A 25,922-nucleotide genomic window follows, 5' to 3' on the forward strand; every position below is an offset into this window, starting at 1 on the left:
GGTGACCCAGTCTAAATGACCCGTTCAAGTTCGCAGAATGCCCCGCGGGGCAAGTCAAATCGCGAAGATTATAGCCCAAGCGATCGGCCCGCCGACGCTGCGTCGGGGGATTCCCTCGACGACGATCTGGCCGCAGACGCGCTGCAGCCGCCTGTCGTGCCGTCCGCGCCGGGCGATGACGCGCCGCGTATCGTTGAAGTGCCGCTGTCGCTCGCGGGTGAACGCCTCGACAAGGCGCTCGCCCAACTGTTCCCCGAATTCTCCCGCAGCCGCCTGCAGAGCTGGATCGAGGCGCAGCGCGTGCTGGTCGACGGCGCGCCCGCGAAGATCCGCCAGCCGGTGCCGCTCGGCGCCAGGATCGAGCTCGTGCCCGACCTGCTGCCGGAGCAGCTGGCGTTTACGCCGGAGCCCGTGCCGCTCGACGTGATCTACGAGGACGACGCGCTCGTCGTCATCAACAAGCCGGCCGGCCTCGTCGTTCACCCGGCCGCCGGCAACTGGAGCGGCACGATCCTCAACGGGCTGCTGCATCGCTACGGCGACGCGGCGGCCGGCCTGCCGCGCGCCGGGATCGTTCACCGGCTCGACAAGGAAACGTCCGGCCTGATGGTGGTCGCGCGCACTTTGGCCGCGCAGACGGATCTCGTGCGCCAGTTGCAGGCCCGCACGGTGAAGCGCCGCTATTTCGCGCTCGTGTGGGGCACGATGCCCGAGGAAGGCACGATCGACGCGCCGATCGGCCGCGATCCGCGCGAGCGCACGCGCATGGCCGTCGTCACCGGCGCGTCGGGCAAGCCCGCGCGCACGCATTTCCGCACGGTTGACACATGCGTGTGGCAACGTCAGCCAGTTTCGGCGATCCAGTGCGACCTCGAAACCGGCCGCACGCATCAGATCCGCGTGCATTGCTCGCATGCCGGGCACCCGCTGCTCGGCGATCCTGTCTACGGGCGCGCGCGCGGCAAGCGCTCGGTCACGCCGCTGCCGGACGGGTTTGCACGGCAGGCGCTGCACGCATGGCGGCTCGGTCTCGTGCATCCGGTCACGGGCAAGGCGATGCAGTGGCGCTGCCCGCTGCCGGACGACATGAACGCACTGGTTGCGGCGCTGGGCTTCGGGCAGGGCGACGAGGAATTCGACGACGACGGTGTCTACGACGATGACGATTTTGGCGGCGAGTATCACGACGATGAGCCGTATATGGACGATGAGGAGGAGTGAGTGCCGATGACGAACCTGGCGCCGATGACCTGGCAGGACTGCGTACGGCCCGACTGGCGGGTGTCGCCGCGCGTGCGGGCGCTGATCACGACGCGTGACGGCGGCGTGAGCGAGGGTCCGTACGGGCGCTGGCAGGACGGTGCCGCGTTGCCGGGCGGCATGAATCTCGGCTTGCATACCGGTGACGATCCGGCCCATGTCGCCGCGAATCGCGCGCGCCTGCTCGCGCTCGCGGGCCAGTCGCGCGCGGCGTGGCTCGACCAGGTTCACGGCGCGCAGGTCGTGCGCGCGGACGAGGTGATCGAGGCCGCGCCCGGTGCCGCGGCGCCCGTGCAGGCCGACGCGAGCGTGACGGACCGCGCGGGCGCGGTCTGTGTCGTGATGGTCGCGGATTGCCTGCCGGTGCTGCTGTGCGACGCACAGGGTCGCGCGGTGGGCGCCGCGCATGCGGGCTGGCGCGGGCTCGCGGCCGGTGTCGTCGAGCAGACCGCAGCGCGCGTCGCGGCGCTCGCCGGCGGCGCGACGGATGAGCTCCATGCGTATCTCGGGCCCGCGATCGGCCCGCAGGCGTTCGAGGTCGGCGCGGACGTGCGCGCCGCGTTTCTCGACACGGCTCCGCAGTCGGAGCATGATGAGACGCAGCAAGCGTTCGTCGCGATCGATGGCGTGCCCGGCAAGTTTCTCGCCGATCTCCCTGCGCTTGCGCGCCTGCGCCTCGCCCGCGCCGGCGTTGCCCACGTGAGCGGCGGGACTGCGTGCACGGTCGCCGAACACGCGCGCTTCTATTCGTACCGGCGCGACCGTGTGACCGGCCGCATGGCCGCGGCGATCTGGCTGGCCGACTGACCATGCGTGCATGCGCAAGGTTTGTTGCACCGCAAAATCGGGTTATCTCGATATTGGCGCGGCAATGCGGTGTTGCATCGGCAACCGAATGAATAATCGCGAAGTCAAGTCGAACAAAATGTTTTATGTGTCTCCGGAAGCCTTGTCCCGCTTGTGGTGCGCGGATTATCTCCGTGCAGAAATGTTCAGCGGTTTGACGCGGCGCTTTACATGGGGAAAACGATAATGATAAAAATACCGCACTGCGGCAGAATCTGGAGACGCCTCTCCAGAGCATGACGGCCCGGCTCGCAACCGGCACGCCGCGCGCGAGCAGGATTTCACGATTGACGCTCACGAATCACCGGTAAGGCAGGTAATGACAGCATCGAAAAATTCGTCGACGTCCGCTCAGGCGGGCACTTTCGCGGGCAGCACCGGATTCGATCCGGCCGCACAGCCGATGCAGCAGATGTTCGAGGCGTGGCTGAACGCATGGCGCGGTTTCGCTGATCCGGCCCGCGCCGCGACGGCAGCGACCACGGCCAACCCGTTCGCCGCATTCCAGTTCCCGAAGTCGTTTCCGTTCCAGATGCCGTCGATGCCCGACCTGGGGGGGCTGGGCGGCCTGGCATCGCCGTTCGCGGGGCTGAAGTTGCCGGTTGCCGCGATCCCGCCCGAGCGGCTCCAGAAACTGCAGGCCGACTATGCGCGCGACTGTGTGACGCTGATGCAGCAGGCCGCCGCCGCGAAGCTCGAGTCGCCGGAACTGAAGGACCGCCGCTTCAGCGCGGACGCCTGGAAGGCGTCGCCTGCGCATGCGTTCGCGGCTGCGTGGTACCTGCTCAACGCGCGCTACCTGCAGGAACTGGCCGACGCGCTCGAGACTGATCCGAAGACGCGCGAGCGCATCCGTTTCTCGGTCCAGCAATGGACGGCCGCCGCCGCGCCGAGCAACTTCCTCGCGCTCAACCCCGATGCGCAGAAGTCGATCCTTGAAACGCAGGGCGAAAGCCTGCGGCAGGGGATGATGAACCTGCTCGGCGACCTGCAGCGCGGCAAGATTTCGCAGACCGATGAATCGCAATTCGTGGTCGGCAAGAACCTCGGGTGCACCGAAGGCTCGGTCGTCTACGAGAACGACCTGATCCAGCTGATCCAGTACACGCCGAAGACGGACAAGGTGTTCGAGCGGCCGCTGCTGATCGTGCCGCCGTGCATCAACAAGTTCTACATCCTCGACCTGCAGCCCGAGAACTCGCTCGTCGCGCATGCGCTGTCGAACGGCCATCAGGTGTTCCTCGTGTCGTGGCGCAACGCCGATGCGTCGGTCGCGCACAAGACGTGGGACGACTACATGAACGAAGGGCTGCTCGCGGCGATCGACGCCGTGCAGCAGGTCAGCGGCCGCGAGCAGATCAATGCGCTCGGCTTCTGCGTCGGCGGCACGATGCTCGCGACTGCGCTGGCGGTGCTCGCCGCGCGCGGCGAACATCCGGTCGCGTCGATGACGCTGCTGACCGCGATGCTCGATTTCACCGACACCGGCATCCTCGACGTGTTCGTCGACGAGGCGCACGTGCAGATGCGCGAGCAGACCATCGGCGGCAAGAACGGCACGCCGCCGGGGTTGATGCGCGGCGTCGAGTTCGCGAACACGTTCTCGTTCCTGCGGCCGAACGACCTCGTGTGGAACTACGTCGTCGACAACTACCTGAAGGGCCGTACGCCCGCGGCGTTCGACCTGCTGTACTGGAACAGTGACTCGACGAGCCTGCCGGGCCCGATGTACGCGTGGTACCTGCGCAATACCTATCTCGAGAACAAGCTCCGCGTGCCGGGCGCGCTGACCGTGTGCGGCGAATCCGTCGACCTGTCGCGCATCGACGTGCCGACCTTCATCTACGGTTCGCGCGAGGATCACATCGTGCCGTGGCAGACGGCCTATGAGTCGACGTCGATCCTGACGGGCCCGCTGAAGTTCGTGCTCGGCGCGTCGGGTCACATCGCGGGCGTGATCAATCCGCCGGCGAAGAAGAAGCGCAGCTACTGGATCAACGACGGCGACCTGCCCGAATCCGCGGACGACTGGTTTGCCGGCGCGACCGAGCAGCCGGGCAGCTGGTGGACGACCTGGGTCGAATGGCTCGACCAGTACGGCGGCCGCAAGGTGGAACCGCCCGCCAAGCCCGGCTCCGCGCAGTTCCCGGTGATCGAGCCGGCGCCGGGCCGCTACGTGTTGCAGCGCGATTGACGAAAACCGGACAGCGGCGCACGCTGTCCGGTGCACCGCAGTTTTTTTTAACAGGGCCGGTAGCGATGCGCCGTGTCGTGCGGGCCTGGAGGAAAGGGAAATGACGGACGTAGTGATCGTATCGGCCGCGCGGACCGCGGTCGGCAAATTCGGCGGCTCGCTCGCGAAGGTTGCGGCACCGGAGCTGGGCGCGACGGTGATCCGCGCAGTGCTGGAGCGTGCGGGCGTGAAGCCCGAGCAGGTCAGCGAAGTGATCATGGGCCAGGTGCTGACGGCCGGTTCCGGGCAGAACCCGGCGCGCCAGTCGCTGATCAAGGCCGGGCTGCCGACGGCAGTGCCGGGGATGACGATCAACAAGGTGTGCGGCTCGGGCCTGAAGGCCGTGATGCTGGCGGCGAATGCGATTGTCGCGGGCGACGCGGACATCGTGATCGCGGGCGGCCAGGAGAACATGAGCGCATCGCCGCACGTGCTGCCGGGCTCGCGCGACGGGTTCCGGATGGGCGACGCGAAGCTGGTCGACACGATGATCGTCGACGGCCTGTGGGACGTGTACAACCAGTACCACATGGGCGTCACGGCGGAGAACGTCGCGAAGGAATACGGGATCACGCGCGAAGAGCAGGACGCGTTCGCGGCGCTGTCGCAGAACAAGGCGGAAGCCGCGCAGAAGGCCGGCCGCTTCAACGACGAGATCGTTCCGGTGTCGATCCCGCAACGCAAGGGTGAGCCGCTGCAGTTCGCGACCGACGAGTTCGTGCGTCACGGCGTGACGGCGGAATCGCTGGCCGGGCTGAAGCCGGCGTTCTCGAAGGACGGTTCGGTGACGGCGGCGAATGCGTCGGGGCTGAACGACGGCGCGGCGGCGGTGCTGGTGATGTCGGCGCAGAAGGCGGCGGCACTCGGCCTGACGCCGCTGGCGCGGATCAAGGCGTACGCGAACGCGGGCGTGGATCCGAGCGTGATGGGCATGGGCCCGGTGCCGGCGTCGCGCCGTTGCCTGGAGCGTGCGGGCTGGACGCCGGGCGACCTGGACCTGATGGAAATCAACGAGGCATTCGCGGCGCAGGCGCTGGCGGTGCACAAGCAGATGGGCTGGGACACGTCGAAGGTGAACGTGAACGGCGGCGCGATCGCGATCGGTCACCCGATCGGCGCGTCGGGCTGCCGGATCCTGGTGACGCTGCTGCACGAGATGGTCAAGCGCGACGCGAAGCGCGGGCTGGCGTCGCTGTGCATCGGCGGCGGGATGGGCGTGGCACTCGCGGTCGAGCGTCCGTGACCGGCCGGCCGTAACCGGCCAAACAAATCCGGGCGCCGGCCGATTGCGGCTTCGGCCGGCGCCACGTGAAGCCAGAGGGGCCTCCGGCAGCTCTCGAAACCAAAAAATGGAGTGAGATACATGTCTCAGCGAATTGCGTACGTAACGGGCGGGATGGGCGGCATCGGCACCAGCATTTGCCAGCGTCTGTTGAAAGACGGCTTCAAGGTGGTCGCGGGTTGCGGCCCGAACTCGCCGCGCCGTGTGAAATGGCTCGAGGACCAGAAGGCGCTCGGGTACGATTTCATCGCGTCGGAAGGCAACGTCGGCGACTGGGACTCGACCAAGGAAGCGTTCGACAAGGTCAAGGCCGAAGTCGGCGAAATCGACGTGCTGGTCAACAACGCGGGCATCACGCGCGACGTCGTGTTCCGCAAGATGACGCACGAAGACTGGACGGCCGTGATCGACACCAACCTGACGAGCCTGTTCAACGTGACGAAGCAGGTGATCGACGGGATGGTCGAGCGCGGCTGGGGCCGGATCATCAACATTTCGTCGGTGAACGGCCAGAAGGGGCAATTCGGCCAGACCAACTACTCGACCGCGAAGGCCGGCATCCACGGTTTCACGATGTCGCTCGCACAGGAAGTCGCGACGAAGGGCGTGACGGTCAACACCGTGTCGCCCGGCTACATCGGCACCGACATGGTAAAGGCGATCCGTCCGGACGTGCTCGAGAAGATCGTCGCGACGATTCCGGTGCGTCGCCTTGGCGGGCCGGAGGAAATCGGTTCGATCGTCGCGTGGCTCGCGTCGAACGACTCCGGCTTCGCGACGGGCGCCGACTTCTCGCTGAACGGCGGCCTGCACATGGGCTGAACGTGCGGGCTGCGCGGGCCGGGTGGCCGCGCAGCCTGGCGTTTCCGAAGGCCCCCGCCTCCCGGAACCGGGCGGCGGGGATTTGTCACTTGCGCTACGCTGCACCGAAAGGCGTTACATGACTACTACAAAGAAAACGGCCGAGCGGCTCATCAAGAAGTACCCGAACCGCCGGCTCTACGATACCGAGACGAGCACGTACATCACGCTGACCGACGTCAAGCAACTCGTGCTGGAACAGGAGGACTTCAAGGTCGTCGATGCGAAATCCAACGAAGACCTGACGCGCAGCATCCTGCTGCAGATCATCCTCGAGGAGGAGAGCGGCGGTGTGCCGATGTTCTCGTCGTCGATGCTGTCGCAAATCATCCGTTTCTACGGTCATGCGATGCAGGGGATGATGGGCACGTACCTGGAAAAGAACATCCAGGCGTTCATCGATATCCAGAACAAGCTCGCGGATCAGGGGAAGAACCTCTACGAAGGCAACGCGATGAATCCGGAAGTCTGGTCGCAGTTCATGAACATGCAGGCGCCGATGATGCAAGGGATGATGACGAGCTACATCGAGCAGTCGAAGAACATGTTCGTGCAGATGCAGGAGCAGATGCAGAACCAGGCGAAGTCGATGTTCAGCACGTTCCCGTTCAAGCAACCGGGCGCGCCGGAGCCGGAAAAGAAGTAAGGTTTTCGCGGCAGGCCGGCCGCGGCGGCGCGAGCCGTCGGACGGTCGGCGCCGCGACGTGCGCGGTGCGATGCGGCCGATCGTGTGCTCGGGCACGACGATGGCCGGTGGCCGACTGCCGCACGATATCGCCGACGGTCGATCATGATCGTCGGCACCGAATGCCGGTGCCCCTGCGCGGGGCGGGCATGACCGTGGTCCGGTCGATCGAATCCCGGACAGTCAGCGAATCAACACCAGGGTGTGTCGCGCCTGACGGCGCGCGTTCGTGCCGGTGCGGGCGGTCGCCGCTGCGCCGGGCCGTGACGGCACGTAGCCGCGAAGCCGGCACGGCTCGCCCGCCTGGTTCAAAGTGCCGGATCGAAATCCTGATGGTCGTCCGCCGGAGGCAGGTCGAGCACGAGCTTCACCGCGCAGTAGTTGGCCTTCAGCGAAAACACGCGGCCGATCACGAGAAACGTCTGCCGCGAATACTCGAGTTCGACGAAGTCGCCCGGCTGCGGCACGTGGGCACCCTGGTCATAGGAAAAGCTGGTGCTGGTTTGCTCCCCGATGGCTTCTGCGGCGTGCTCGGTGAATTCGATCGTGATGTGGGTGGTCATGAAAGCCCCGTTGGGTCATTGAAGATGGCGGATGCTGCGATTTTCGCATAGCGGCAGCGTGGCTCCTGACCGATTCATGCGCGGTGAGGGGGCTGATCGGGGCGGTCATTTCGTCGCGTCGTGCTGAAAGGGTCGAATCGGGTCCGACTGTCGACGCGATCTGCCCGTGCGAGCGGCGCACCGGGTCCGCGATTCGCGGCATCCCAACCGCCGGTTTTGCCTCGCTGACCCATAAATAGCTGTAAACTCACGCTTTTGCCGCCACGCCCCCACATTCCAGATGTCCCAGTCCCCCAAAGTAGGCTTCGTTTCGCTCGGGTGCCCGAAAGCGCTCGTCGATTCCGAACAAATCATCACCCAGCTGCGCGCCGAAGGTTATGAAATCTCCGGCACCTACGACGGCGCCGACCTCGTCGTCGTCAACACCTGCGGCTTCATCGACGAAGCGGTGCAGGAAAGCCTCGACGCGATCGGCGAAGCGCTGACCGAAAACGGCAAGGTGATCGTCACCGGCTGCCTGGGCGCGAAGTCGAGCGCCAGCGGCTCGAACCTGATCGAGGAAGTCCACCCGAAGGTGCTCGCCGTCACCGGCCCGCACGCGGTGGGCGAAGTGATGCAGGCCGTGCATTCGCACCTGCCGAAGCCGCACGACCCGTTCGTCGACCTCGTGCCGGCCGCCGGCATCAAGCTCACGCCGCGCCACTACGCGTACCTGAAGATCTCCGAAGGCTGCAACCATCGCTGCACGTTCTGCATCATCCCGTCGATGCGTGGCGATCTCGTGTCGCGTCCGGTCGCCGAAGTGATGCTCGAGGCGGAGAACCTGTTCAAGTCGGGCGTGAAGGAACTGCTCGTGATCTCGCAGGACACGAGCGCATACGGCGTCGACGTGAAGTACCGCACGGGCTTCTGGAACGGCAAGCCGATCAAGACGCGCATGACCGACCTGGTCGCCGCGCTCGGCGAACTCGCCGCGCAGTACGGCGCATGGGTGCGCCTGCATTACGTGTATCCGTATCCGAGCGTCGACGAAGTGATTCCGCTGATGGCCGAAGGCCCGTTCAAGGGCCACGTGCTGCCGTATCTCGACGTGCCGTTCCAGCACGCGCATCCGGAAGTGCTCAAGCGCATGAAGCGCCCGGCCAACGCCGAGAAGGTGCTCGAGCGCGTGCAGAAGTGGCGCGAGATCTGCCCGGACCTGACGATCCGCAGCACGTTCATCGCCGGCTTCCCCGGCGAGACGGAAGAGCAGTTCGAAACGCTGCTCGACTTCATCCGCGAAGCGGAACTCGATCGCGTCGGCTGCTTCGCCTATTCGCCGGTCGAAGGCGCGACCGCGAACGAACTGGACGGCGCGCTGCCGGACGAGGTTCGCGAAGAACGCCGTGCGCGCTTCATGGAAGTCGCCGAGGAAGTGTCGGCCCGGCGCATCCAGCGCAAGGTCGGCAAGACCCTCAAGGTGCTGATCGACGAAGTCAGCAACGAAGGCGGCATCGGCCGCACGGCGGCGGATGCGCCGGAGATCGACGGCGTCGTCTATGTCGAGCCGGCGACGAAGGCGTCGAAGCGCTACAAGGTGGGCGATTTCGTGTCGGTGAAGATCACGGGCGCGGACGGCCACGACCTGTGGGGTGAGGTGTAAGCGATGACCGCAGCGTTTCCGCAGATCCTCGCGCTCGGCGAGGCGATGATCGAGTTCAACCAGTCGCAGCCGGGCCGTCCGGAATTCCTGCAGGGCTTTGGCGGCGACACGTCGAACTTCTGCATCGCCGCGGCGCGCCAGGGTGCGTCGACGGGCTTCGTGTCGGCGATCGGCGACGATCCGTTCGGCCGCTTGCTGGCGGACATGTGGGCGGCGGAGCGCGTCGACACGACGTATGTGCGGATCGACCGCACGGCGCCGACCGGCGTGTATTTCGTCACGCACGGCGCTGATGGCCACCAGTTCGACTATCTGCGCGCGGGCTCCGCGGCGAGCCGCTATGCGGTGGCCGACCTGCCGCTCGATGCGCTGGCCGCGGCGAAGGCCGTGCACCTGTCGGGCATCAGCCTCGCGATCAGCACGGCCGCGTGCGACGCCGCGTTCGCGGCGATCGACCATGCGCGCAGCCATGGTGCGCAGGTCAGCTTCGACACGAACCTGCGCCTGAAGCTGTGGCCGCTGCCGCGCGCCCGCGCGGTGATGCGCGAGGCGCTGCGGCAGACGGACATCTGCCTGCCGAGCTGGGACGACGTCACGGCGCTCACGGGCGCGAACGATCGCGACGCGATCGTCGATGCGATGCTCGAGCACGGGCCGCAGGTCGTCGCGCTGAAGCTCGGCAAGGAAGGCGCGTACGTTGCGACCCCGAACGAACGGCGCGTCGTACCGGGCTTCACGGTCCAGGCCGTCGACGCGACGGGCGCGGGCGACTGCTTCGGCGGTGCGTTCGTCGCGCGGATCGTCGCGGGCGACGATCCGTTCGCGGCCGCGCGTTACGCAAATGCGGCGGCAGCGCTGTCGACGACGGGCTACGGCGCGGTCGCGCCGATTCCGCACCGCGATGCGGTGGAACGCCTGATGCAGGGCTGACGACGCGCACGCACACCGGCCACGACACCGAACAGTCGATTCCGCGGCGTCGCGACCGGTTCATCGTCGATGCGCTGGACGTGCTGCAGCGCATCGGCGGTCGCGATGCACGCGTGACGATGTGCATCGGCGGCGAGCAGGGCTGCGCCGCGATTTACGAGCGAATCTGAAGCAAGGAGCAACACAAGGTGGGTCGATATTCGGAATGGCAACGGGCGCTGGTGCTAGCCGGCGCGCTGGCGGCGGCCCTCGCGATGCCGGGCGTGGTCGCGGCGCAGGCCGCCGCGTCGGGTGCGCAGCAGGATGAAGCGGCACCCGCACGGCCACTGCGGCCGAATCCGGAGTTCGCCCGCCTGCCGCGCTACGAAGGCACGCTCGGCGACCGGCCGATCGTCGTGCATCTCGGCCCGAAGACGGACGAAGCGGGCGTGCACGGCGAATACCAGTTCGCCGATACGGGCGAAGTGGTCCTGCTCGCCGGCGATCGCGACGGCGACACGCTCGAAATCGAGGAATCGAACGACGGCACGAACATCACGGGCGTGTGGATCGGCCGTTTCGATTCAGCCGGAGACCTGAAGGCCGACCGGATGAACTCGGACGAATCGGATCCGCAACCCGTCGTGCTGCATCCGTCACAGGGCAAGCGCGCGGCGCTGCAGGTACGCAACGGCCGCGTGCAGGAAATCGAGACGGTCGGCGGGGTCGTCAACCTGCGTACCGACGACTGAGTGCGCGCTGGCTCGGTGCGTGCGGCGCGCATTGTACCGGGCCAAGCGCGCCGATTTTGGCTAATCTAGCGATATATTCCGCAACCGAATGGCCTTTTTCCCGGCCTCCTGCCATGACTGCATCCACTCCGAAGCGCGCACTCCAAACCCGCATCGTTCAACCCGACGACGTCATTCCGGAAGGCTTCCGTTCGTTCGTGCCGCCGGTCGCGCGCGCGTCGACGGTCGTGTTCCCCGATCTCGCGACGATGCGCGAGCTCGTCTGGCACAACGATAACCAGTGGCGCTACGGGCTGCATGCGACGCCGACGTCGCTCGCGCTCGCGCAGCGGCTCGCCGACATCGAGGGCGGCACGCACGCGCTGCTGCAGCCGTCGGGCCTCGCGGCGATCATGAACGTGTACTTCGGCATCGTGAAAGCGGGCGATGACGTGCTGATCCCGCACAACGTCTACGGACCGAACGCCGATTTCGGCAACTGGCTCGCGAAGGATTTCGGCATCACCGCGCGCTTCTACGATCCGCTCATCGGTGCCGGCATCGCCGACCTGATCCAGCCGAACACGCGGCTGATCTGGATCGAGGCGCCGGGCTCGGTGACGATGGAAGTGCCCGACGTGCAGGCGCTTACCACGGCCGCGAAGGCGCGCGGCATCGTCACCGCGATCGACAACACCTATTCGGCCGGGCTCGCGTTCAAGCCGTTCGAGCATGGCGTCGACATCTCGGTGCAGGCGCTGACCAAGTACCAGTCGGGCGGCAGCGACGTGCTGATGGGGGCGACGATCACCGCGAACGCGGAACTGCACGCACAACTGAAGCTCGCGCGGATGCGCTGCGGGATCGGCGTGTCGGTCGACGACTGCTCGCTCGTGCTGCGCAGCCTGCCGAGCATGCAGGTGCGCTTCGATGCGCACAGCAAGAGCGCGCTCGCGCTCGCGCAATGGCTGAAGGCGCGGCCGGAGATTGCATCGGTCCTGCATCCGCAGCTCGCCGACTGCCCGGGCCACGCGTCGTTCATGCGCGACTTCACGGGCGCGGGCGGGCTGTTCTCGGTGGTGTTCGACGCGCGCTACAGCGCCGAGCAGATCGACCGCTTCGTCGAATCGCTCGAACTGTTCGCGATCGGCTGGAGCTGGGGCGGCGCGTGCAGCCTCGCGATGCCTTACGACGTCGCGTCGATGCGTCCGGACTGGTCGCAGCGCGGCACGCTGGTGCGTTTCTATGTCGGCCTCGAGGACGAAGCCGACCTGCGCGCGGACCTCGAGCGCGCGATGCAGGCCGCACTCGGCTGATCGCAGGCCGACAACGTCCCGCGGAAAAACAAAACGCCGGCGCGATGCAACATCGCGCCGGCGTTTTTCATTGGCGGCTTGCGCGGATCAGAACAGCCGCAGCAGCCCGTCGAGGCCGACGTGGTCGAACGCGACGGTGGCGGCATCGCGCACGACGGGCTTCGCGTGGAACGCCACCGACAACCCGGCTTCGGCCATCATCTTCAGGTCATTCGACCCGTCGCCCATCGCGATCGCGCGGCTCGGCTCGATGCCGAGCGATGCGCAGGTATCGCGCAGCATGCGCGCCTTCACGTCCGCGTTGACGATTTCGCCGAGCACCTTCCCGGTCAGCTTGCCGTCGACGATCTCGAGCGTGTTCGCGTGCGCATGGTCGAGGCCGAGGCGCGCCTTCAGGCGCTCGGTGAAGAACGTGAAGCCGCCCGACACGAGCAGCGTCTTCAGCCCCGCGGCCTTCACGCCGGCGAGCATCGTCTCCGCCCCCGGCGACAGTTGCAGACGTTCCTCGTACACGCGCTCGAGCGCCTGCGCGTCGAGCCCCGCGAGCAGTGCGACGCGGCGCGTGAGGCTTTCGTTGAAGTCGCGGATCTCGCCGCGCATCGACGCTTCGGTGATCTCGGCGACCTGCGTCTTCAGTCCGCAGAAATCGGCGATCTCGTCGATGCATTCAATCGTGATCAGCGTCGAGTCCATGTCCATCACGACGAGCCCGAAATCGCCGAGCGTGCGCCCGGCGTCGACGAACGCGAAGTCGAGCGCGTGCGTGCCGCAGTACGCGTCGATATCGAGACGCTGCGCCGGGTTCGCGTTTTCGATGCGCAGTGCGTGATCGTCCGTCTGCACGATGCGGGTGCCGCGCGACAGCGCGAGCAGCGGTTTGTGATGCGCGTCCGACAACGGCGCGAGACTCTGGATGACGAGGTTCTGGGTCATGACGGGATGATTGGAGGCGAATGAAACGCGTGCACGGCCGGCGGGCGGCCGCCTGCGAACGCGGGCCCCGTCCGGCTTCGGGCCACTGCGTCGCGAACGCGTCATTGTAGCTGGTTGGTATCCGATCACGACCGGATCGCTGCCGGGCAGGTGGGCAGGTGGGCGGTCGCCGGCGGCTATTGCCCGTCCGCGCGATCCCAGTAAGGCGGATCGCCGAAGTGCTCGGCCAGGAACGCGATGAATGCGAGCGTCTTCAGCGGCACATGCGCGCGGCTCGGATAGACGGCCCAGATCGCGACGTCGTCCGCGAACGGGTAGTCGTCGAGCACGGTGACGAGCGCGCCGCTCGCGAGCAGCGGGCCGACGTCCCAGGTCGACTTGATCGCGATACCGAAGCCGTCGACGAGCGCTTCGCGGATCGCCTCGCCGTTGCTCGCGACGAGCCGGCCGCCGACCCGCACGGTGAGCGGGCCTTGCGGCGTGACGAACGACCAGTCGCGCTGGTCGCCGAGGATCACGCATTCGTGCTGCGCGAGGTCGGCCGGATGGCGCGGCGTGCCGCGTTCGGCGAGGTACGCGGGCGAACAGCACAGCACGCGCCGGTTCGCGGCGAGCTTGCGCGCGACCAGCGTCGAATCCTTGAGCGCGCCGAGGCGGATCGCGACGTCGTAGCCGTCGTCGACGAGGTCGACGATCTCGTCGGACAGCCGCAGGTCGAGCGATACGGATGGGTAGCGGCGCAGGAACGCGGGAATCACGGGCGCGACGTGCTGGCGGCCGAACGACGACGACATCGACACCTTCAGCCGCCCGTACGGCTCGCTGCGGCCGTGGCCGACCGATGCGCGGGCGGCCTCGGCGGCCGACAGCAGTGCCTCGGCGCGAGCCATGAAGACTTCGCCGTCCTGCGTGAGGCTGATGCGGCGCGTGGTGCGGTGCAGCAACCGCGCGCCGAGCTGGCGTTCCAGTTGCGCGATGCGCGCGCTCGCGACCGCGGCCGACAAGCCGAACTCGCGCCCGGCCGCGGTCACGTTCGCGAGCAGCGCGGCGCGCACGAACAGGCCGACGTCGAGCAGGTCGAGCGGCTTGTCGGGAGCCGGGATCGAATCGGACACCATTCTTCTGAAATTCCTGAAAATGTTTCAGGAAATATAGCGGTTTTCTCGAAGGATCGGGCGACCTACGATGGCGTTCATGGGGCTGCGTCGTGGCCCGCCCGATTTCCCTGAATGGAGTTTCGTGATGAAAGCCGTTGGACTGACCCGCTACCTGCCGATCGACGACCCGCAGGCGCTGCTCGACGTGGAACTGCCGCAACCGGTGCCGGGCCCGCGCGACCTGCTCGTGAAGGTCGAGGCGATCTCCGTGAACCCGGTCGACACCAAGGTGCGCGCGCCGAAGCCGCAGGTCGAGGCGACCGCGCGTGTGCTCGGCTGGGACGCGGCCGGCACGGTCGTCGCGGTCGGCGCCGAGGTGACGCTGTTCCGGCCCGGCGACGAGGTGTTCTACGCGGGCAGCATCACGCGGCCCGGCGCGAACAGCGAATTCCACGCGGTCGACGAGCGGATCGCCGCACTCAAGCCGCGCACGCTCGGTTTCGCCGCGTCGGCCGCGTTGCCGCTGACTGCGCTGACCGCCTGGGAGGCGCTGTTCGACCGGCTGCGCGTGTCGCCGCAGGGCGCGGACGCGGGCAAGTCGGTCCTGATCATCGGGGGCGCGGGCGGGGTGGGCTCGATCGCGATCCAGCTCGCGAAGACGCTCGGCAAGCTGCGCGTGATCGCGACCGCGTCGCGGCCGGCGTCGTCCGACTGGGTGCGCTCGCTCGGCGCGGACGAGGTGGTCGACCATTTCGGCGACCTGCCCGCGCAGCTGCGCGCAATCGACCATCCGAACGTCGACTACGTGCTGATCTTCAACGACACGGATCGTCATTTCCCCGCTGCGGCGGAGGTAATCCGGCCGCAGGGCGGGATTTGCACGATAGTCGAGAACGAGAAGCCGATTCCGGTCGAGCGGCTGAAGGCGAAGAGCGCCGCGTTTCACTGGGAATTCATGTTCACGCGCGCGATGTTCGAGACACCGGACATGATCGAGCAGCACAAGATCCTGAGCGAGGTCGCCCGGCTGGTCGACGGCGGCACGCTGCGCACGACGCTCGGTGAGCAGCTCGGCGCGATCAACGCCGCGAACGTGCGGCATGCGCACCAGTTGCTCGAGGCCGGGCGTGCGATCGGCAAGCTGGTGCTGAGCGGCTTCTGAGTGCCCCCAAACCTCTCGCTTCGCGCCAGGCCCCCGAGGGGCAATCCCGCAAGGGGACTTCCTGCGGGGCGGAAAACCTGGGGCGGCCCGGCGTTTTCTTGAGAGCCGGCGGCGCGCGTACGGGATGCCGCGTCGCGAACGCAAGCGGGGTAACACCCGATGCGTTTGCGGCGCATTGCATCCCGCTTGGCGGTAGACTGGCAACGCATCATGCATCGAAAACCGCGCGGCACGCGCGTGCCGCCGCATTACAAGGAGGTCAGCATGAGCCAACGCAGCTTGTCAGTCGCCGCATCGTGGTCGGTCGTGCTCGCGGCGGCGTGCGTCAGCGCGAGCGTATTCGCGGCGCCGCCGGTCAAGGGCAGCCTGAAGGGCGGCGGGACAGGGCAGCTCGAATACACCGTCAAGGTCGACTCGAAGACCTTCGGTAATGCGCAGGAGACCCGCAAGATCCGTTCGGGCGAAACGGACGACTTCAACTGGAAGTCGGTGCCGCCGAGCGGCGCGGTCGCGATGCCGGACGGTTGCCCGAACGCCGACAACCTGCCGCGCGACGCGAACGGCGCGATGGTGCGCCAGACCCAGGTCCGGCTCGCGCCGTCGGTCGACGCGAAGGGGATCGCGAACGTGCAGATGAGCTTCCAGGCGGCCGCGCCGAAAGGCGTGCGCAACGTGAGCGCCGGCGGCAAGTCGCTGCAGTGCCCGGACGTCGTGTCGGTGAGCCAGGTCAAGTGGGTGTCGATTTCGACCAATGGCGGCTCGAAGTCGGTCACGATGAGCGACGGCACGAAGGTGACGGTGTCGATCAAGCACTGAGCGGGGCGCGCGGGCCGGCGATGCGTCCGGTGCGTGCGCAACCAATCCCTGGGCATGTCCGGGCGCTCCGGGCATGGCCGCGCGTGACGGTTTCGTGGCGCGCGGCTTCGTGCCGCTCCGTTGTTTTCAGCACGCAGCGCGTGTGCCGGTGTCCTGGCCGTTCGCCCGGCGCGCGGCCGCTCGCGTGACGTCATGCGGATGTCACGCTATCCTCCGCGGCATCCTCGATCATCCTTGAACGACATTCCGATGAAACATCGCATGCGCGTGCTGCTGTGCGCCGCTGCGTTGGTCGCCGCCCACGCGCACGCGGCCGACGATTGCAGCTTCGTGAAGAAGGTCCCGCTGGCGTCGCGGCAGCAGATCGTCGTCGTATCGAGCGGCGCGCTGGAACCGTGCTCGACCGGCAGCTATGCGGTGCGCGTGTATTCGACCGTGCATGCCGCGTCCGGCTTCGATACCGACGACTACGTGACGGGTGTACTGCATGCACGTGACGGCACCGTGACCGACGCGTTGACGGTCGATCTCGGCGCGCGGGCGCCGCAGGCGCTGGTCGTCACGACGCGCTCGGCCGGCAGCGGCGGGTACGTCGGTGCGCAGGCCTATGTGACGACGCCGCGCACGGTGCGGCTCGTCGCGTCGGTCGACGGGCTGGCGCCCGACGCCGACGTCACGGCCGCATTGCGGCAGGCACTCGCCAGGCGCCGCGCTGCCCGCTGACCGCACGCCGCACGCCGCACGCAAGCGGCATGCGTCAATGCGCGCGTTCTTCGAGCCGCGATGCGAGAAAGCGGTGATCGGGCGAGAACAGCCGGCGATACGTCATCAGCACCGCACCGACGGTGCCGAGCGCGGACGCCGCGGCGATCAGGAACATGATCACGATCTGGTAGCGCACGGCCTGCAGCGGCGACTGGCCGGCCAGCACCTGGCCCGTCATCATCCCCGGCAGGCTCACGACGCCGACCACGGCCATCTGGTTGAGCGTCGGCAGCATGCCGGCGCGCACGGCCTGGCGCGCGGCATCCTGCGCAGCTTCCCAGCGCGTCGCGCCGAGCGCGAGCGCGGTCTCGACGCGGTCGCGCCGTGCGGTCAGTTCCTCCATCATCCGTTCGACGCCGAGCGACACGCCCGTGAGCGTATTGCCGAGAATCATCCCGAGGATCGGGATCGCATATTGCGGCGCGTACCACGGATGAATGCGGATCACGACGAACAGCCCGATGGCCGCGACGAACCAGCTGCTGAACCAGATCGACGCGATGCTGTCGATGCGCTGCCCGCGGTACGCATGTTTGCCGCGTCCGGCGCCGGCGAAACCGGCGATCAGCGTCATCAGCGCGGTGAGCGGCAACACGACGGTCCAGTGCGGATGGCCGAACACCCAGCCGAGCACGTAGCCGATCGCGAGCAACTGCACGACGGTGCGCACGGCCGCGAGCGCGAGCTTGCGCCCGAGTCCGAGCGACAGCGCTGCCGAGATCGCGCCATTGACCGCGACGAGCGCGGCGGCGATGCCGACGTCGACCAGACTCAGGTCCTGCAGTGCGGGGCTCATTGCGCAGCCTCCATCGGGTTCGCGGTGTGCAGCACGCCGGCCTGCATGACGAGCCGCGTGGTACTGATCCGTGCGGCCTGCGCCGGATCGTGCGAGATCCACATGTACGCCCGCGCATCGGGCGCCGCGTCGAACCATGCACCGACGAGCGCTTCGATCGCGCGGGTCGAGTCGGGGTCGAGCGCCGACGTCGGCTCGTCGAGCAGCAGCACGTCGGGATCGAGTTGCAGCACGCGCAGCAGCGCGGCGATCTGCGCTTCGCCGCCCGACAGTTCGCTCGCGCGCTTGTCGAGAAAATCGGCGCCGCGCCCGGCACGCGCGGCGAGCGCTTCGGCGCGGGCGCGGTCGAACGTCACGTCGCGATAGATCGCGAGCGAATACGGATAGCGCAATTGCGCTTCGACGGTACCGTCCATCTGCGCGGGCCGCTGGCGCACGTATGCGACGCTGCGCCGGTAGCGCGGAATCGCGCCGCGCCTGATCCGCTTGCCGCGCCACAGGATGTGGCCGCCGTCGAGCGGATCGAGCAGCGCGAGCGCGCGCAGCAACACGCTCTTGCCGGAACCCGACGGTCCCGTGATAGCAATTCGCGATCCCGCGGCGAGGCCGAAGTCGGTCGGGGCGAGCAGCGTCTTGCCGCTGCTGGTGTCGCGGCGCGTGATGTGCTGCGCATCGATGAGGCCGGTGGGGGCTGTCATGTCACAAATGAAAAAAAGCGTTAATGGCGCCGAAGCGTTGCTGTAGCGTGCGTCATAATACCTATTGAAAAGCCGCGGTTGTCGTGTGCCGTTCGTTCACGCAAGCGGCCCGGCATGGCGCGGCAACGCTGCATAACAACAACGGAACCGCCATGACGCTAACCCGAGCCATCGGCAAATCGGCTGTATGGATCGTCGGTATCGTCGCAATCATCATCGCGGCAGCCGGCGTCTTACTCTTCACGTTCGACTGGAACCGCGCGAAACCGTGGGTCAACGAACAGGTGAGTGCCGCACTCGGCCGCCCGTTCGCGATCAACGGCGATCTCAAGGTCGGCTGGCGTCGCCCCGATAACGAGACCGGCTGGCGCGCATGGGTGCCCTGGCCGAGCTTCTCTGCCACGCAGCTCGAGATCGGCAATCCCGACTGGGCGAAGGCGCCCAAGTTCGTCACGCTCGACGCCGCGCACTTCGATCTCGCGATCCTGCCGCTCCTCGCGCACGAGATCGTCATTCCGTCGATCGACGTCGTCAATCCCGCGGTCGACCTCGAGCGGCTCGACGACGGCCGCAATACGTGGACCTTCCAGTTCAAGCAATCATCGCAGCCGTCGCCGTGGAAGGTGCGGCTCGACAGCTTCGGTTTCGCGAAGGGCACCGTCACGTATCGCGATGCGATCACGAAGGCCGATCTGACGGTCGCGATCGATACGCTCGGGCAGCCGATTCCGCTGGGCGACGTGCTGAAGGAGCAGGAACAGACATCGCGCGCGGCGTCTGCACAGCGCGTCGGCAAGCGCGGGGCCGCGCAATTGAGCGCGACGGCGAGCGCGCAGGCCGCGTCCGGTGCATCGGAGGCGCAGGGGGCGAGCGCTGCGTCGACGTCGGTGGCTGCGTCGGGTGCGGCTTCCGCTTCCGCGGTTGCTTCGGTTTCCTCTGCATCGGCGGCCGCACCGGCGGCCGGCGCAAGCGGCACCGCGGTGCCCGCGAAGCCGTCCGGCCCGACCTATGCGTTCGGGCTGAAAGTCGACGGCCGCTACAAGAACGTGCCGATCAGCGGCACCGGCAAGGTGGGCGGCGCGCTGGCGATCGAGAAGGCGACGCAGCCGTTCCCGCTGCAAGCTGACGTGAAGGCCGGCGATACGCGGCTCGCGCTCGTCGGCACGCTGACCGATCTGATGCATCTCGCGGCGCTCGACCTGCGGCTGTGGCTGCAGGGCACGTCGATGTCGCATCTCTACCAGCTCACCGGCATCACGTTGCCCGATACGCCGCCGTATGCGACCGAAGGGCGGCTGATCGGCAACTTCAAGCCGCATGCGAGCACGTTCCGCTACGAGAACTTCAATGGCCGCGTCGGCGGCAGCGATCTCGGTGGCACGCTCACCTGGGCGCAGCGCGAGCCGCGCCCGAAGCTGTCCGGCGAACTCGTGTCGAACCTGCTGCAGTTCTCCGACCTCGCGCCGGTGATCGGCGCGGACACGGCCCGGAGCAAGGCCAAGCGCGGCGATACGACGCGCCAGCCGCCGGACCGCGTGCTGCCGGTCGAGACGTTCCGCACCGAGCGCTGGAGCGCGATCGACGCGGACGTCAAGTTCACCGGCCGCAAGCTGATCAAGAGCGCGAACCTGCCGATCACCGACCTGTACACCCACATCCTGCTGCAGGACGGCGTGCTGACGCTCGAGCCGCTGCAGTTCGGCGTCGCGGGCGGCACGCTCGCGACGAACGCGCATCTCGACGGCAGCCGCACGCCGCTGAAGGGCCGCTTCACGCTGACCGCGCGGCACCTGAAGCTCAAGCAGCTGTTCCCGACGCAGAAGGTGATGCAGACTGCGCTCGGCGAGATCAACGGTGACGCGTCGCTGTCGGCGACCGGCAATTCGCCGGCCGCGCTCGCGGCGACGTCGACCGGCGAAGTGAAGGCGCTCATCACGAACGGCCGCATCAGCCTCCTGCTGATGGAGGCGGCGGGCCTGAACGTCGCGAACGTCGTGTACGAGAAGCTGTTCGGCACCCGCGACGTGGACATCAATTGCGCGGCGATCGATTTCGTCGCGACCGACGGCATGCTCGATCCGAAGGTGTTCGCTCTCGATACGGACGACGCGCTGATCAACGTCGACGGCCCGATCAACCTGCGCGACGAGTCGCTCGACCTGAAGATCCATCCGCACACGAAGGGCTTCCGGGTCTTCTCGCTGCGCTCGCCGCTGTATGCGAAGGGCACGTTCAAGAACCCGAAGGTCGGCGTCGACGCCGGTGCGCTCGCGCTGCGTGCCGGCGCGATGGTCGGGCTCGGGCTGATCAACCCGTTCGCGGCGCTGATCCCGCTGATTGCGCCGAGCAACAACCGGGACGTGCCGTGTTCGGAGCTGTTCGGGCAAATGAAGGCCACGGCGGCACAGAAGGGGGCGGAGAAGGCCGGCAAGTGAGATTGCCGCGGATGCGGGCGCCGGCGCCGCGCGCAGCGGCCCGGTTGACGGGGCCGGAACAGTGCGGTCGGCAGTTTCTCCGACACCTGCTAAAATACACGGTTTTCCGTCGATTTCTCTCTTACGGGACCTGCCGTGCTTTCTACTGCCAACATCACGATGCAATTCGGGCCGAAGCCCTTGTTCGAGAATATCTCGGTCAAATTCGGCGAGGGCAACCGCTATGGTCTGATCGGCGCGAACGGCTGTGGCAAATCGACCTTCATGAAGATCCTCGGCGGCGACCTCGAGTCGAGCGCCGGCAACGTCGCGCTGGAGCCGAACGTGCGTCTCGGCAAGCTGCGCCAGGACCAGTTCGCGTATGAAGACGTGCGCGTGCTCGACGTCGTGATGATGGGCCACACCGAAATGTGGGCCGCGATGACCGAGCGCGACGCGATCTACGCGAACCCGGAAGCCACCGACGACGACTACATGCACGCGGCCGAGCTCGAGGGCAAGTTCGCCGAATACGGCGGCTACGACGCCGAAGCGCGCGCGGGCGCGCTGCTGCTCGGCATCGGCATCGAGGAGAAGTTCCACACCGGCACGATGGCCGACGTCGCGCCGGGCTGGAAGCTGCGCGTGCTGCTCGCACAGGCGCTGTTCTCGAAGCCGGACGTGCTGCTGCTCGACGAACCGACCAACAACCTCGACATCAACTCGATCCGTTGGCTCGAGCAAACGCTCAACGAGTACAACTCGACGATGATCATCATCTCGCACGATCGTCACTTCCTGAACTCGGTGTGCACGCACATGGCCGACATGGACTTCGGCACGCTGAAGGTCTGGCCGGGCAACTACGACGACTACATGCTCGCATCGGCACAGGCGCGCGAGCGCCAGGCCGCGGCGAATACGCGTGCGAAGGAACGCGTGGCCGAGCTGCAGGACTTCGTGCGCCGCTTCTCGGCGAACAAGTCGAAGGCCCGCCAGGCGACGAGCCGCGCGAAGCAGATCGACAAGATCAAGATCGAGGAATTCAAGCCGTCGTCGCGCCAGAACCCGTTCATCCGCTTCGAGTTCGAGAAGAAGCTGCACAACGTCGCGGTGGTCGCGGAAGACATCACGAAGAAGTACGAGCGCACGATCTTCCAGAACTTCAACCTGTCGGTGCAGCCGGGCGAGCGGATCGCGATCATCGGCGAGAACGGCGCGGGCAAGACGACGCTGCTGCGTTCGCTGCTCGGCGCGCTCGAGCTCGAGCACGGCACGGTGAAGTGGTCCGAGAACGCGAATGTCGGCTACATGCCGCAGGACACGTACGAGGAGTTCCCGAACGACATCACGCTGATGGACTGGATCGACCAGTACCGCAAGGATGGCGATGATGAAACGATGGTGCGCGGCACGCTGGGCCGCCTGCTGTTCTCGTCGGACGACATCAAGAAGTCGGTGAAGGTGCTGTCGGGCGGCGAGAAGGGCCGCATGATCTGGGGCAAGCTGATGCTCGGCCGCCACAACGTGCTGCTGATGGACGAGCCGACCAACCACATGGACATGGAGTCGATCGAGTCGCTGCAGATCGCGCTCGAGCAGTTCGAAGGCACGCTGATCTTCGTATCCCACGACCGCGAGTTCGTGAGCGGGCTGGCGAACCGTATCATCGAAGTGCGCACGGACGGCACGCTGTTCGACTTCGGCGGGAATTACGAGGACTTCCTCACGAGCCAGGGGCAGGAGTAATTGCCCGGGCGTTCATGCCCCCCGACCTGATGTCGATGTACCGGAAGCCCGCCAGGTGGATGCCTGGCGGGCTTTTTCGTATCCGGACCGGGGGCGCTCGCCGTTACTGGATCGGCTCGATGCGCAGCGCGCATTGGCCGACCGGACGCAACCGTGTGCCGGTCCATTCATAGAAGAACCGGGCCGCTTTCGCGTTGTTGTCGTCGCAGTCGTCGTTGAAGCAGCCCGAGACGATCAGCAGTGAACTGGCGGCGCGGAAATCGACGCGCTCGTCGTCGTTGCCCATCACGCCCGAGATGGCCCGCACGCGTGGCATCGTGTAGGTCGCGCCGCTGTACTTGTCGACGATCGCGAAATTGCGGCAGTCCGTGCCGCACCCCCAGATCGCGACGCGATAGTGACCGGCAAAATTGGCCGGCTGCGTGAATTCGTCGCGAATGACGGTGCGATAGAGGCGGGCCTCCTTGCTGTTCAAGCGCGGCGCCGTGGCCGGCACACGTGGCGCGCGACCGACGCGCGCCGGGTAGCGCGCGAACGACGGCGACGGACATTCGCCCGCGGACCTCGCCGCTGACGGAGTTGCAGGGCGAGCCGCATCGGCGCACAGCATCAGCATGGCCGACACGGCGGTCGTCAACAGGATTCGGTAGGTGCGCGCCACGTGATCGTCCTTGTGCAGGGAGGAATGGCCGGCCGACGCCATCGGAACAGGATTGTAAGGCGTTCGTGTGCCGCGACGGTACGCAGTGCATCCCCGTCAAGCATTGTCAAATCGCCGGCAATATCACGATGTCTGACGATTCGCGCGCGCCCGGAGGCTGTCATGCCAAGGTCGGTTGAGTATGCTTGGATGCGAATCGCATGTACTCATGCACTCACGACTGGGAGGCTTCACATGAACGCACGTCTATACCGCGCGACCGTTGCCGGCGCGCTGATCGGATTGCTCGCGCCGTTTTCGGTGGCCCATGCGCAACTTGGCGATGTGCTGAAGCAGGTTGGCGGCGGCGATTCGGGCAGCAGCGCGGGCAGCGCGCTGGGCAACCTGGGCGGTCTCGGCGGCGCGCTGACGGGCGGCGGCGGTACGTCGCTGCTGCCGGGCAGCACCGGCAACGTCGCGGGCCTGCTGCAGTTCTGCATCCAGAACAACTATCTCGGCGGTGCGTCCGGCGGCGCGTCGTCGGTGAAGGACGCGCTGCTGGGCAAGCTCGGCGGCAACGCGTCGTCCGACAGCGGCTATACGAGCGGTGCAAGCGGGATCCTCGACGCCGGCAACGGCAGCAAGCTCGATCTGAGCGGCGGCGGCCTGAAGCAGCAGGTCACGAAGCAGATCTGCGACAAGGTGCTGGCGCAAGGGAAGTCGCTGTTGTAAGCCGACGTCGCGTACCGTTCGCGCGCGTCGAATCAATGCGTGCGCGAACGGCAGAAAAGGCCAAGTGCGGCGGCGGCAGAAGCAGGCTGCCGCCGTCGCTGGCGGCAACGTCCGTCCGCGTCAGCCCGAAAAGTCCGTCACGACCGTCACGCCGGCGCCTTCGAACCGGTTCATGTTCATCAGTGCGTCGATCGACTGGCCGAGACTGATTTCCTTGCCGATCAACCGGCTCGGCGCGAGCGTGCCGGCATGCACCATATCGAGCATCGCGTCGTAACGATGCGCCTGCATCCCGTGGCTGCCGAGAATCTCCAGCTCGTGCGCGATGACTTTGCTCATCGGCACGGCCGGTGTCGCATGCTCGCCGAGCATCAGCCCGACCTGCACATGCTTGCCGCGGCGGCGCAGATTGCTGATCGAGTTGAAGCAGGTGGTCGGATGGCCAAGCGCATCGAGCGATACGTGTGCGCCGCCGCGTGTGATCTCCTTCACCGCATCGACGACGTCAGCGACTTGTGACGCATTGACGGTCGCCGCCGCACCGACCGATCGCGCAAGCGCGAGCGCCGAGTCCGAAATGTCGATCGCGACGACGTTCGCACCGATTGCATTCGCGATCATGATCGCCGACAAACCCACGCCTCCGCAGCCGTGCACGGCGACCCACTGGCCGGCCGACGTGCGCCCCTGGTCGACGACCGCGCGAAACGACGTCACGAAGCGGCATCCGAGGCTCGCCGCGGTCGGGAAATCGAGCGCATCGGGCAGTCGCACGAGATTCAGGTCCGCGTGATGGATGCCGACGTATTGGGCGAACGAACCCCAGTGCGTGAAGCCGGGCTGAAACTGTTGCTCGCATACCTGCTGGTTGCCCGAGTGGCACTCCGGGCAGCGGCCGCAACCGGCGACGAACGGCACCGTGACGCGGTCGCCGGCCTTCCAGCGCGTGACCGCCGCACCTGCCGCGACCACGACGCCTGCGAGTTCGTGGCCCGGCACATGCGGCAGCACGATGTCCGGGTCGTGCCCCATCCAGCCGTGCCAGTCGCTGCGGCACACGCCGGTTGCCTTGACTTCGATCACGACGCCGTCGGGTGCCGGTGTCGGATCGTCGACGTTCATCAACCGCGGCGCGGCGCCGAATGCTTCATAGACGACTGCTTTCACCATTTCCTCCTGAATCGAATGACTCTTTCAATGTAGCGCGAAAGGAGTGGATTTATCTTTCGTTTTACGATTGAGAGACGGGTATTTTTGCGATAGCCTTGCGACCATCGCGCGGTTGCCGCAAGGAGCTTTCATGGAACAACTGGACAGGATCGATCGCGGCATGCTCGACATGCTCCAGCAGGACGGGCGCGTGTCGAATGCTCGACTCGCCGAAGCATTCTCGCTGAGCGAGACGTCCTGCTGGCGTCGGCTCAGACGGCTGGAGGAAGCGGGGTTGATCGCGGGCTATCACGCGCGGCTCGACCGCAGAAAGCTCGGGTTCGGCGTGATGGCGTTCGTGCAGATTGTTTGCACGCAGCACAGCGAGGAGGTGACGGCCGAGTTCGAGCGCCTGATCCAGGCAAGCCCCAACGTGCTTGCGTGCGACAACACGACCGGCGAAGCGGATTTTCTGCTGCAGGTGGTGGCAGCCGATCTCGACGACTACAGTCACTTCGTCGAAAGGGTGCTGCGCAAACTGCCGGGCGTGCTGAGCATCCGCTCGAACCTGTCGCTGCGGCAGTTGAAGTCGACGCAGCGGCTGCCGATAGCGTGACGGCGCGCACCGGCGCGCGTGCATGCG

24 protein-coding genes are annotated in these 25,922 nt (G+C 66.9%); 17 read left to right on the top strand and 7 right to left on the bottom strand.

Annotated elements, in window-relative coordinates; genetic code table 11:
• The first annotated feature begins 15 nt into the window (after positions 1–15).
• From GEM_RS08120 to phaR, 6 genes are all read left to right on the top strand, one after another.
• Positions 16–1,221 (top strand): RluA family pseudouridine synthase, encoded by a 1,206-nt coding sequence (locus GEM_RS08120; RefSeq protein WP_014896926.1) that lies wholly within the window; start codon positions 16–18, stop codon positions 1,219–1,221.
• A 6-nt stretch (positions 1,222–1,227) separates the two neighbouring features.
• A complete protein-coding gene (pgeF, locus tag GEM_RS08125) occupies positions 1,228–2,067 on the top strand; it encodes a peptidoglycan editing factor PgeF (RefSeq protein WP_014896927.1) in 840 nt (279 codons plus the stop codon).
• 358 nt (positions 2,068–2,425) lie between these two features.
• On the top strand, positions 2,426–4,300 hold the full coding sequence (phaC, locus tag GEM_RS08130) for a class I poly(R)-hydroxyalkanoic acid synthase (protein WP_014896928.1): 1,875 nt from the start codon (positions 2,426–2,428) through the stop codon (positions 4,298–4,300).
• 100 nt (positions 4,301–4,400) lie between these two features.
• Positions 4,401–5,582 (top strand): acetyl-CoA C-acetyltransferase, encoded by a 1,182-nt coding sequence (locus GEM_RS08135; protein WP_014896929.1) that lies wholly within the window; start codon positions 4,401–4,403, stop codon positions 5,580–5,582.
• Between the two features lie 120 nt (positions 5,583–5,702).
• Positions 5,703–6,443: a 3-ketoacyl-ACP reductase gene (locus tag GEM_RS08140; RefSeq protein ID WP_014896930.1), complete on the top strand. Its 741-nt coding sequence runs from the start codon at positions 5,703–5,705 to the stop codon at positions 6,441–6,443.
• A gap of 118 nt (positions 6,444–6,561) precedes the next feature.
• The gene (gene phaR, locus GEM_RS08145; protein ID WP_014896931.1) at positions 6,562–7,128 is read left to right on the top strand and encodes a polyhydroxyalkanoate synthesis repressor PhaR; all 567 of its coding nucleotides are present in this window, start codon (positions 6,562–6,564) and stop codon (positions 7,126–7,128) included.
• A 347-nt stretch (positions 7,129–7,475) separates the two neighbouring features.
• On the opposite strand, the gene GEM_RS08150 is transcribed toward phaR, so the two are convergent.
• Complete coding sequence (locus tag GEM_RS08150) at positions 7,476–7,730, bottom strand: hypothetical protein (protein ID WP_014896932.1); 255 nt, start codon at positions 7,728–7,730, stop codon at positions 7,476–7,478.
• 280 nt (positions 7,731–8,010) lie between these two features.
• On the opposite strand from GEM_RS08150, the gene rimO reads away from it, so the two are divergent.
• From rimO to GEM_RS08170, 4 genes are all read left to right on the top strand, one after another.
• Positions 8,011–9,372: a 30S ribosomal protein S12 methylthiotransferase RimO gene (gene rimO / locus GEM_RS08155; protein WP_014896933.1), complete on the top strand. Its 1,362-nt coding sequence runs from the start codon at positions 8,011–8,013 to the stop codon at positions 9,370–9,372.
• A gap of 3 nt (positions 9,373–9,375) precedes the next feature.
• On the top strand, positions 9,376–10,302 hold the full coding sequence (locus GEM_RS08160; protein ID WP_014896934.1) for a sugar kinase: 927 nt from the start codon (positions 9,376–9,378) through the stop codon (positions 10,300–10,302).
• A 188-nt stretch (positions 10,303–10,490) separates the two neighbouring features.
• The gene (locus GEM_RS08165; protein ID WP_014896935.1) at positions 10,491–11,033 is read left to right on the top strand and encodes a hypothetical protein; all 543 of its coding nucleotides are present in this window, start codon (positions 10,491–10,493) and stop codon (positions 11,031–11,033) included.
• 113 nt (positions 11,034–11,146) lie between these two features.
• Positions 11,147–12,328, top strand: a complete 1,182-nt coding sequence (locus GEM_RS08170) for a cystathionine beta-lyase (RefSeq protein ID WP_014896936.1) — start codon at positions 11,147–11,149, stop codon at positions 12,326–12,328.
• An 87-nt stretch (positions 12,329–12,415) separates the two neighbouring features.
• Here GEM_RS08170 and serB read toward each other — a convergent pair whose 3' ends face one another.
• Entirely contained in the window at positions 12,416–13,261 is an 846-nt protein-coding gene (gene serB, locus GEM_RS08175; protein ID WP_014896937.1) for a phosphoserine phosphatase SerB, read from the bottom strand.
• 176 nt (positions 13,262–13,437) lie between these two features.
• Entirely contained in the window at positions 13,438–14,379 is a 942-nt protein-coding gene (locus tag GEM_RS08180; RefSeq protein WP_014896938.1) for a LysR family transcriptional regulator, read from the bottom strand.
• 124 nt (positions 14,380–14,503) lie between these two features.
• On the opposite strand from GEM_RS08180, the gene GEM_RS08185 reads away from it, so the two are divergent.
• The 3 genes from GEM_RS08185 (at position 14,504) to GEM_RS08195 (ending at position 17,059) form a co-directional block, all read left to right on the top strand.
• Entirely contained in the window at positions 14,504–15,520 is a 1,017-nt protein-coding gene (locus GEM_RS08185) for a zinc-binding alcohol dehydrogenase family protein (RefSeq protein WP_014896939.1), read from the top strand.
• A 264-nt stretch (positions 15,521–15,784) separates the two neighbouring features.
• Positions 15,785–16,336, top strand: coding sequence for a DUF6013 family protein (locus tag GEM_RS08190; protein WP_014896940.1), 552 nt, complete (start codon positions 15,785–15,787; stop codon positions 16,334–16,336).
• Between the two features lie 249 nt (positions 16,337–16,585).
• A complete protein-coding gene (locus tag GEM_RS08195; protein WP_014896941.1) occupies positions 16,586–17,059 on the top strand; it encodes a PliI family lysozyme inhibitor of I-type lysozyme in 474 nt (157 codons plus the stop codon).
• 34 nt (positions 17,060–17,093) lie between these two features.
• On the opposite strand, the gene GEM_RS08200 is transcribed toward GEM_RS08195, so the two are convergent.
• Both GEM_RS08200 and GEM_RS08205 read right to left on the bottom strand, forming a co-directional pair.
• Positions 17,094–17,897, bottom strand: a complete 804-nt coding sequence (locus tag GEM_RS08200) for an ABC transporter permease (RefSeq protein ID WP_014896942.1) — start codon at positions 17,895–17,897, stop codon at positions 17,094–17,096.
• The gene (locus tag GEM_RS08205) at positions 17,894–18,595 is read right to left on the bottom strand and encodes an ABC transporter ATP-binding protein (protein ID WP_014896943.1); all 702 of its coding nucleotides are present in this window, start codon (positions 18,593–18,595) and stop codon (positions 17,894–17,896) included. Before GEM_RS08205 ends, GEM_RS08200 begins: the two co-directional genes overlap by 4 nt.
• Positions 18,596–18,747: 152 nt before the next feature.
• Here GEM_RS08205 and GEM_RS08210 point away from each other — a divergent pair, with 152 nt between their 5' ends.
• Entirely contained in the window at positions 18,748–21,030 is a 2,283-nt protein-coding gene (locus GEM_RS08210) for an AsmA family protein (protein WP_014896944.1), read from the top strand.
• 135 nt (positions 21,031–21,165) lie between these two features.
• A complete protein-coding gene (locus GEM_RS08215) occupies positions 21,166–22,758 on the top strand; it encodes an ABC-F family ATPase (RefSeq protein ID WP_014896945.1) in 1,593 nt (530 codons plus the stop codon).
• 103 nt (positions 22,759–22,861) lie between these two features.
• Here GEM_RS08215 and GEM_RS08220 read toward each other — a convergent pair whose 3' ends face one another.
• Entirely contained in the window at positions 22,862–23,419 is a 558-nt protein-coding gene (locus tag GEM_RS08220) for a hypothetical protein (RefSeq protein WP_041490636.1), read from the bottom strand.
• Between the two features lie 234 nt (positions 23,420–23,653).
• On the opposite strand from GEM_RS08220, the gene GEM_RS08225 reads away from it, so the two are divergent.
• Positions 23,654–24,130, top strand: coding sequence for a DUF2501 domain-containing protein (locus GEM_RS08225; protein WP_014896947.1), 477 nt, complete (start codon positions 23,654–23,656; stop codon positions 24,128–24,130).
• 120 nt (positions 24,131–24,250) lie between these two features.
• Here GEM_RS08225 and GEM_RS08230 read toward each other — a convergent pair whose 3' ends face one another.
• Complete coding sequence (locus GEM_RS08230) at positions 24,251–25,297, bottom strand: zinc-dependent alcohol dehydrogenase family protein (protein ID WP_041490637.1); 1,047 nt, start codon at positions 25,295–25,297, stop codon at positions 24,251–24,253.
• A 133-nt stretch (positions 25,298–25,430) separates the two neighbouring features.
• Between GEM_RS08230 and GEM_RS08235 the strand changes: the two genes are divergently transcribed.
• The gene (locus GEM_RS08235) at positions 25,431–25,895 is read left to right on the top strand and encodes an Lrp/AsnC family transcriptional regulator (RefSeq protein ID WP_014896949.1); all 465 of its coding nucleotides are present in this window, start codon (positions 25,431–25,433) and stop codon (positions 25,893–25,895) included.
• Positions 25,896–25,922: the final 27 nt, after the last annotated feature.

The sequence above is a fragment of the Burkholderia cepacia GG4 genome, from assembly GCF_000292915.1.
GTDB classification, from domain to species: Bacteria; Pseudomonadota; Gammaproteobacteria; order Burkholderiales; family Burkholderiaceae; genus Burkholderia; species Burkholderia cepacia_D.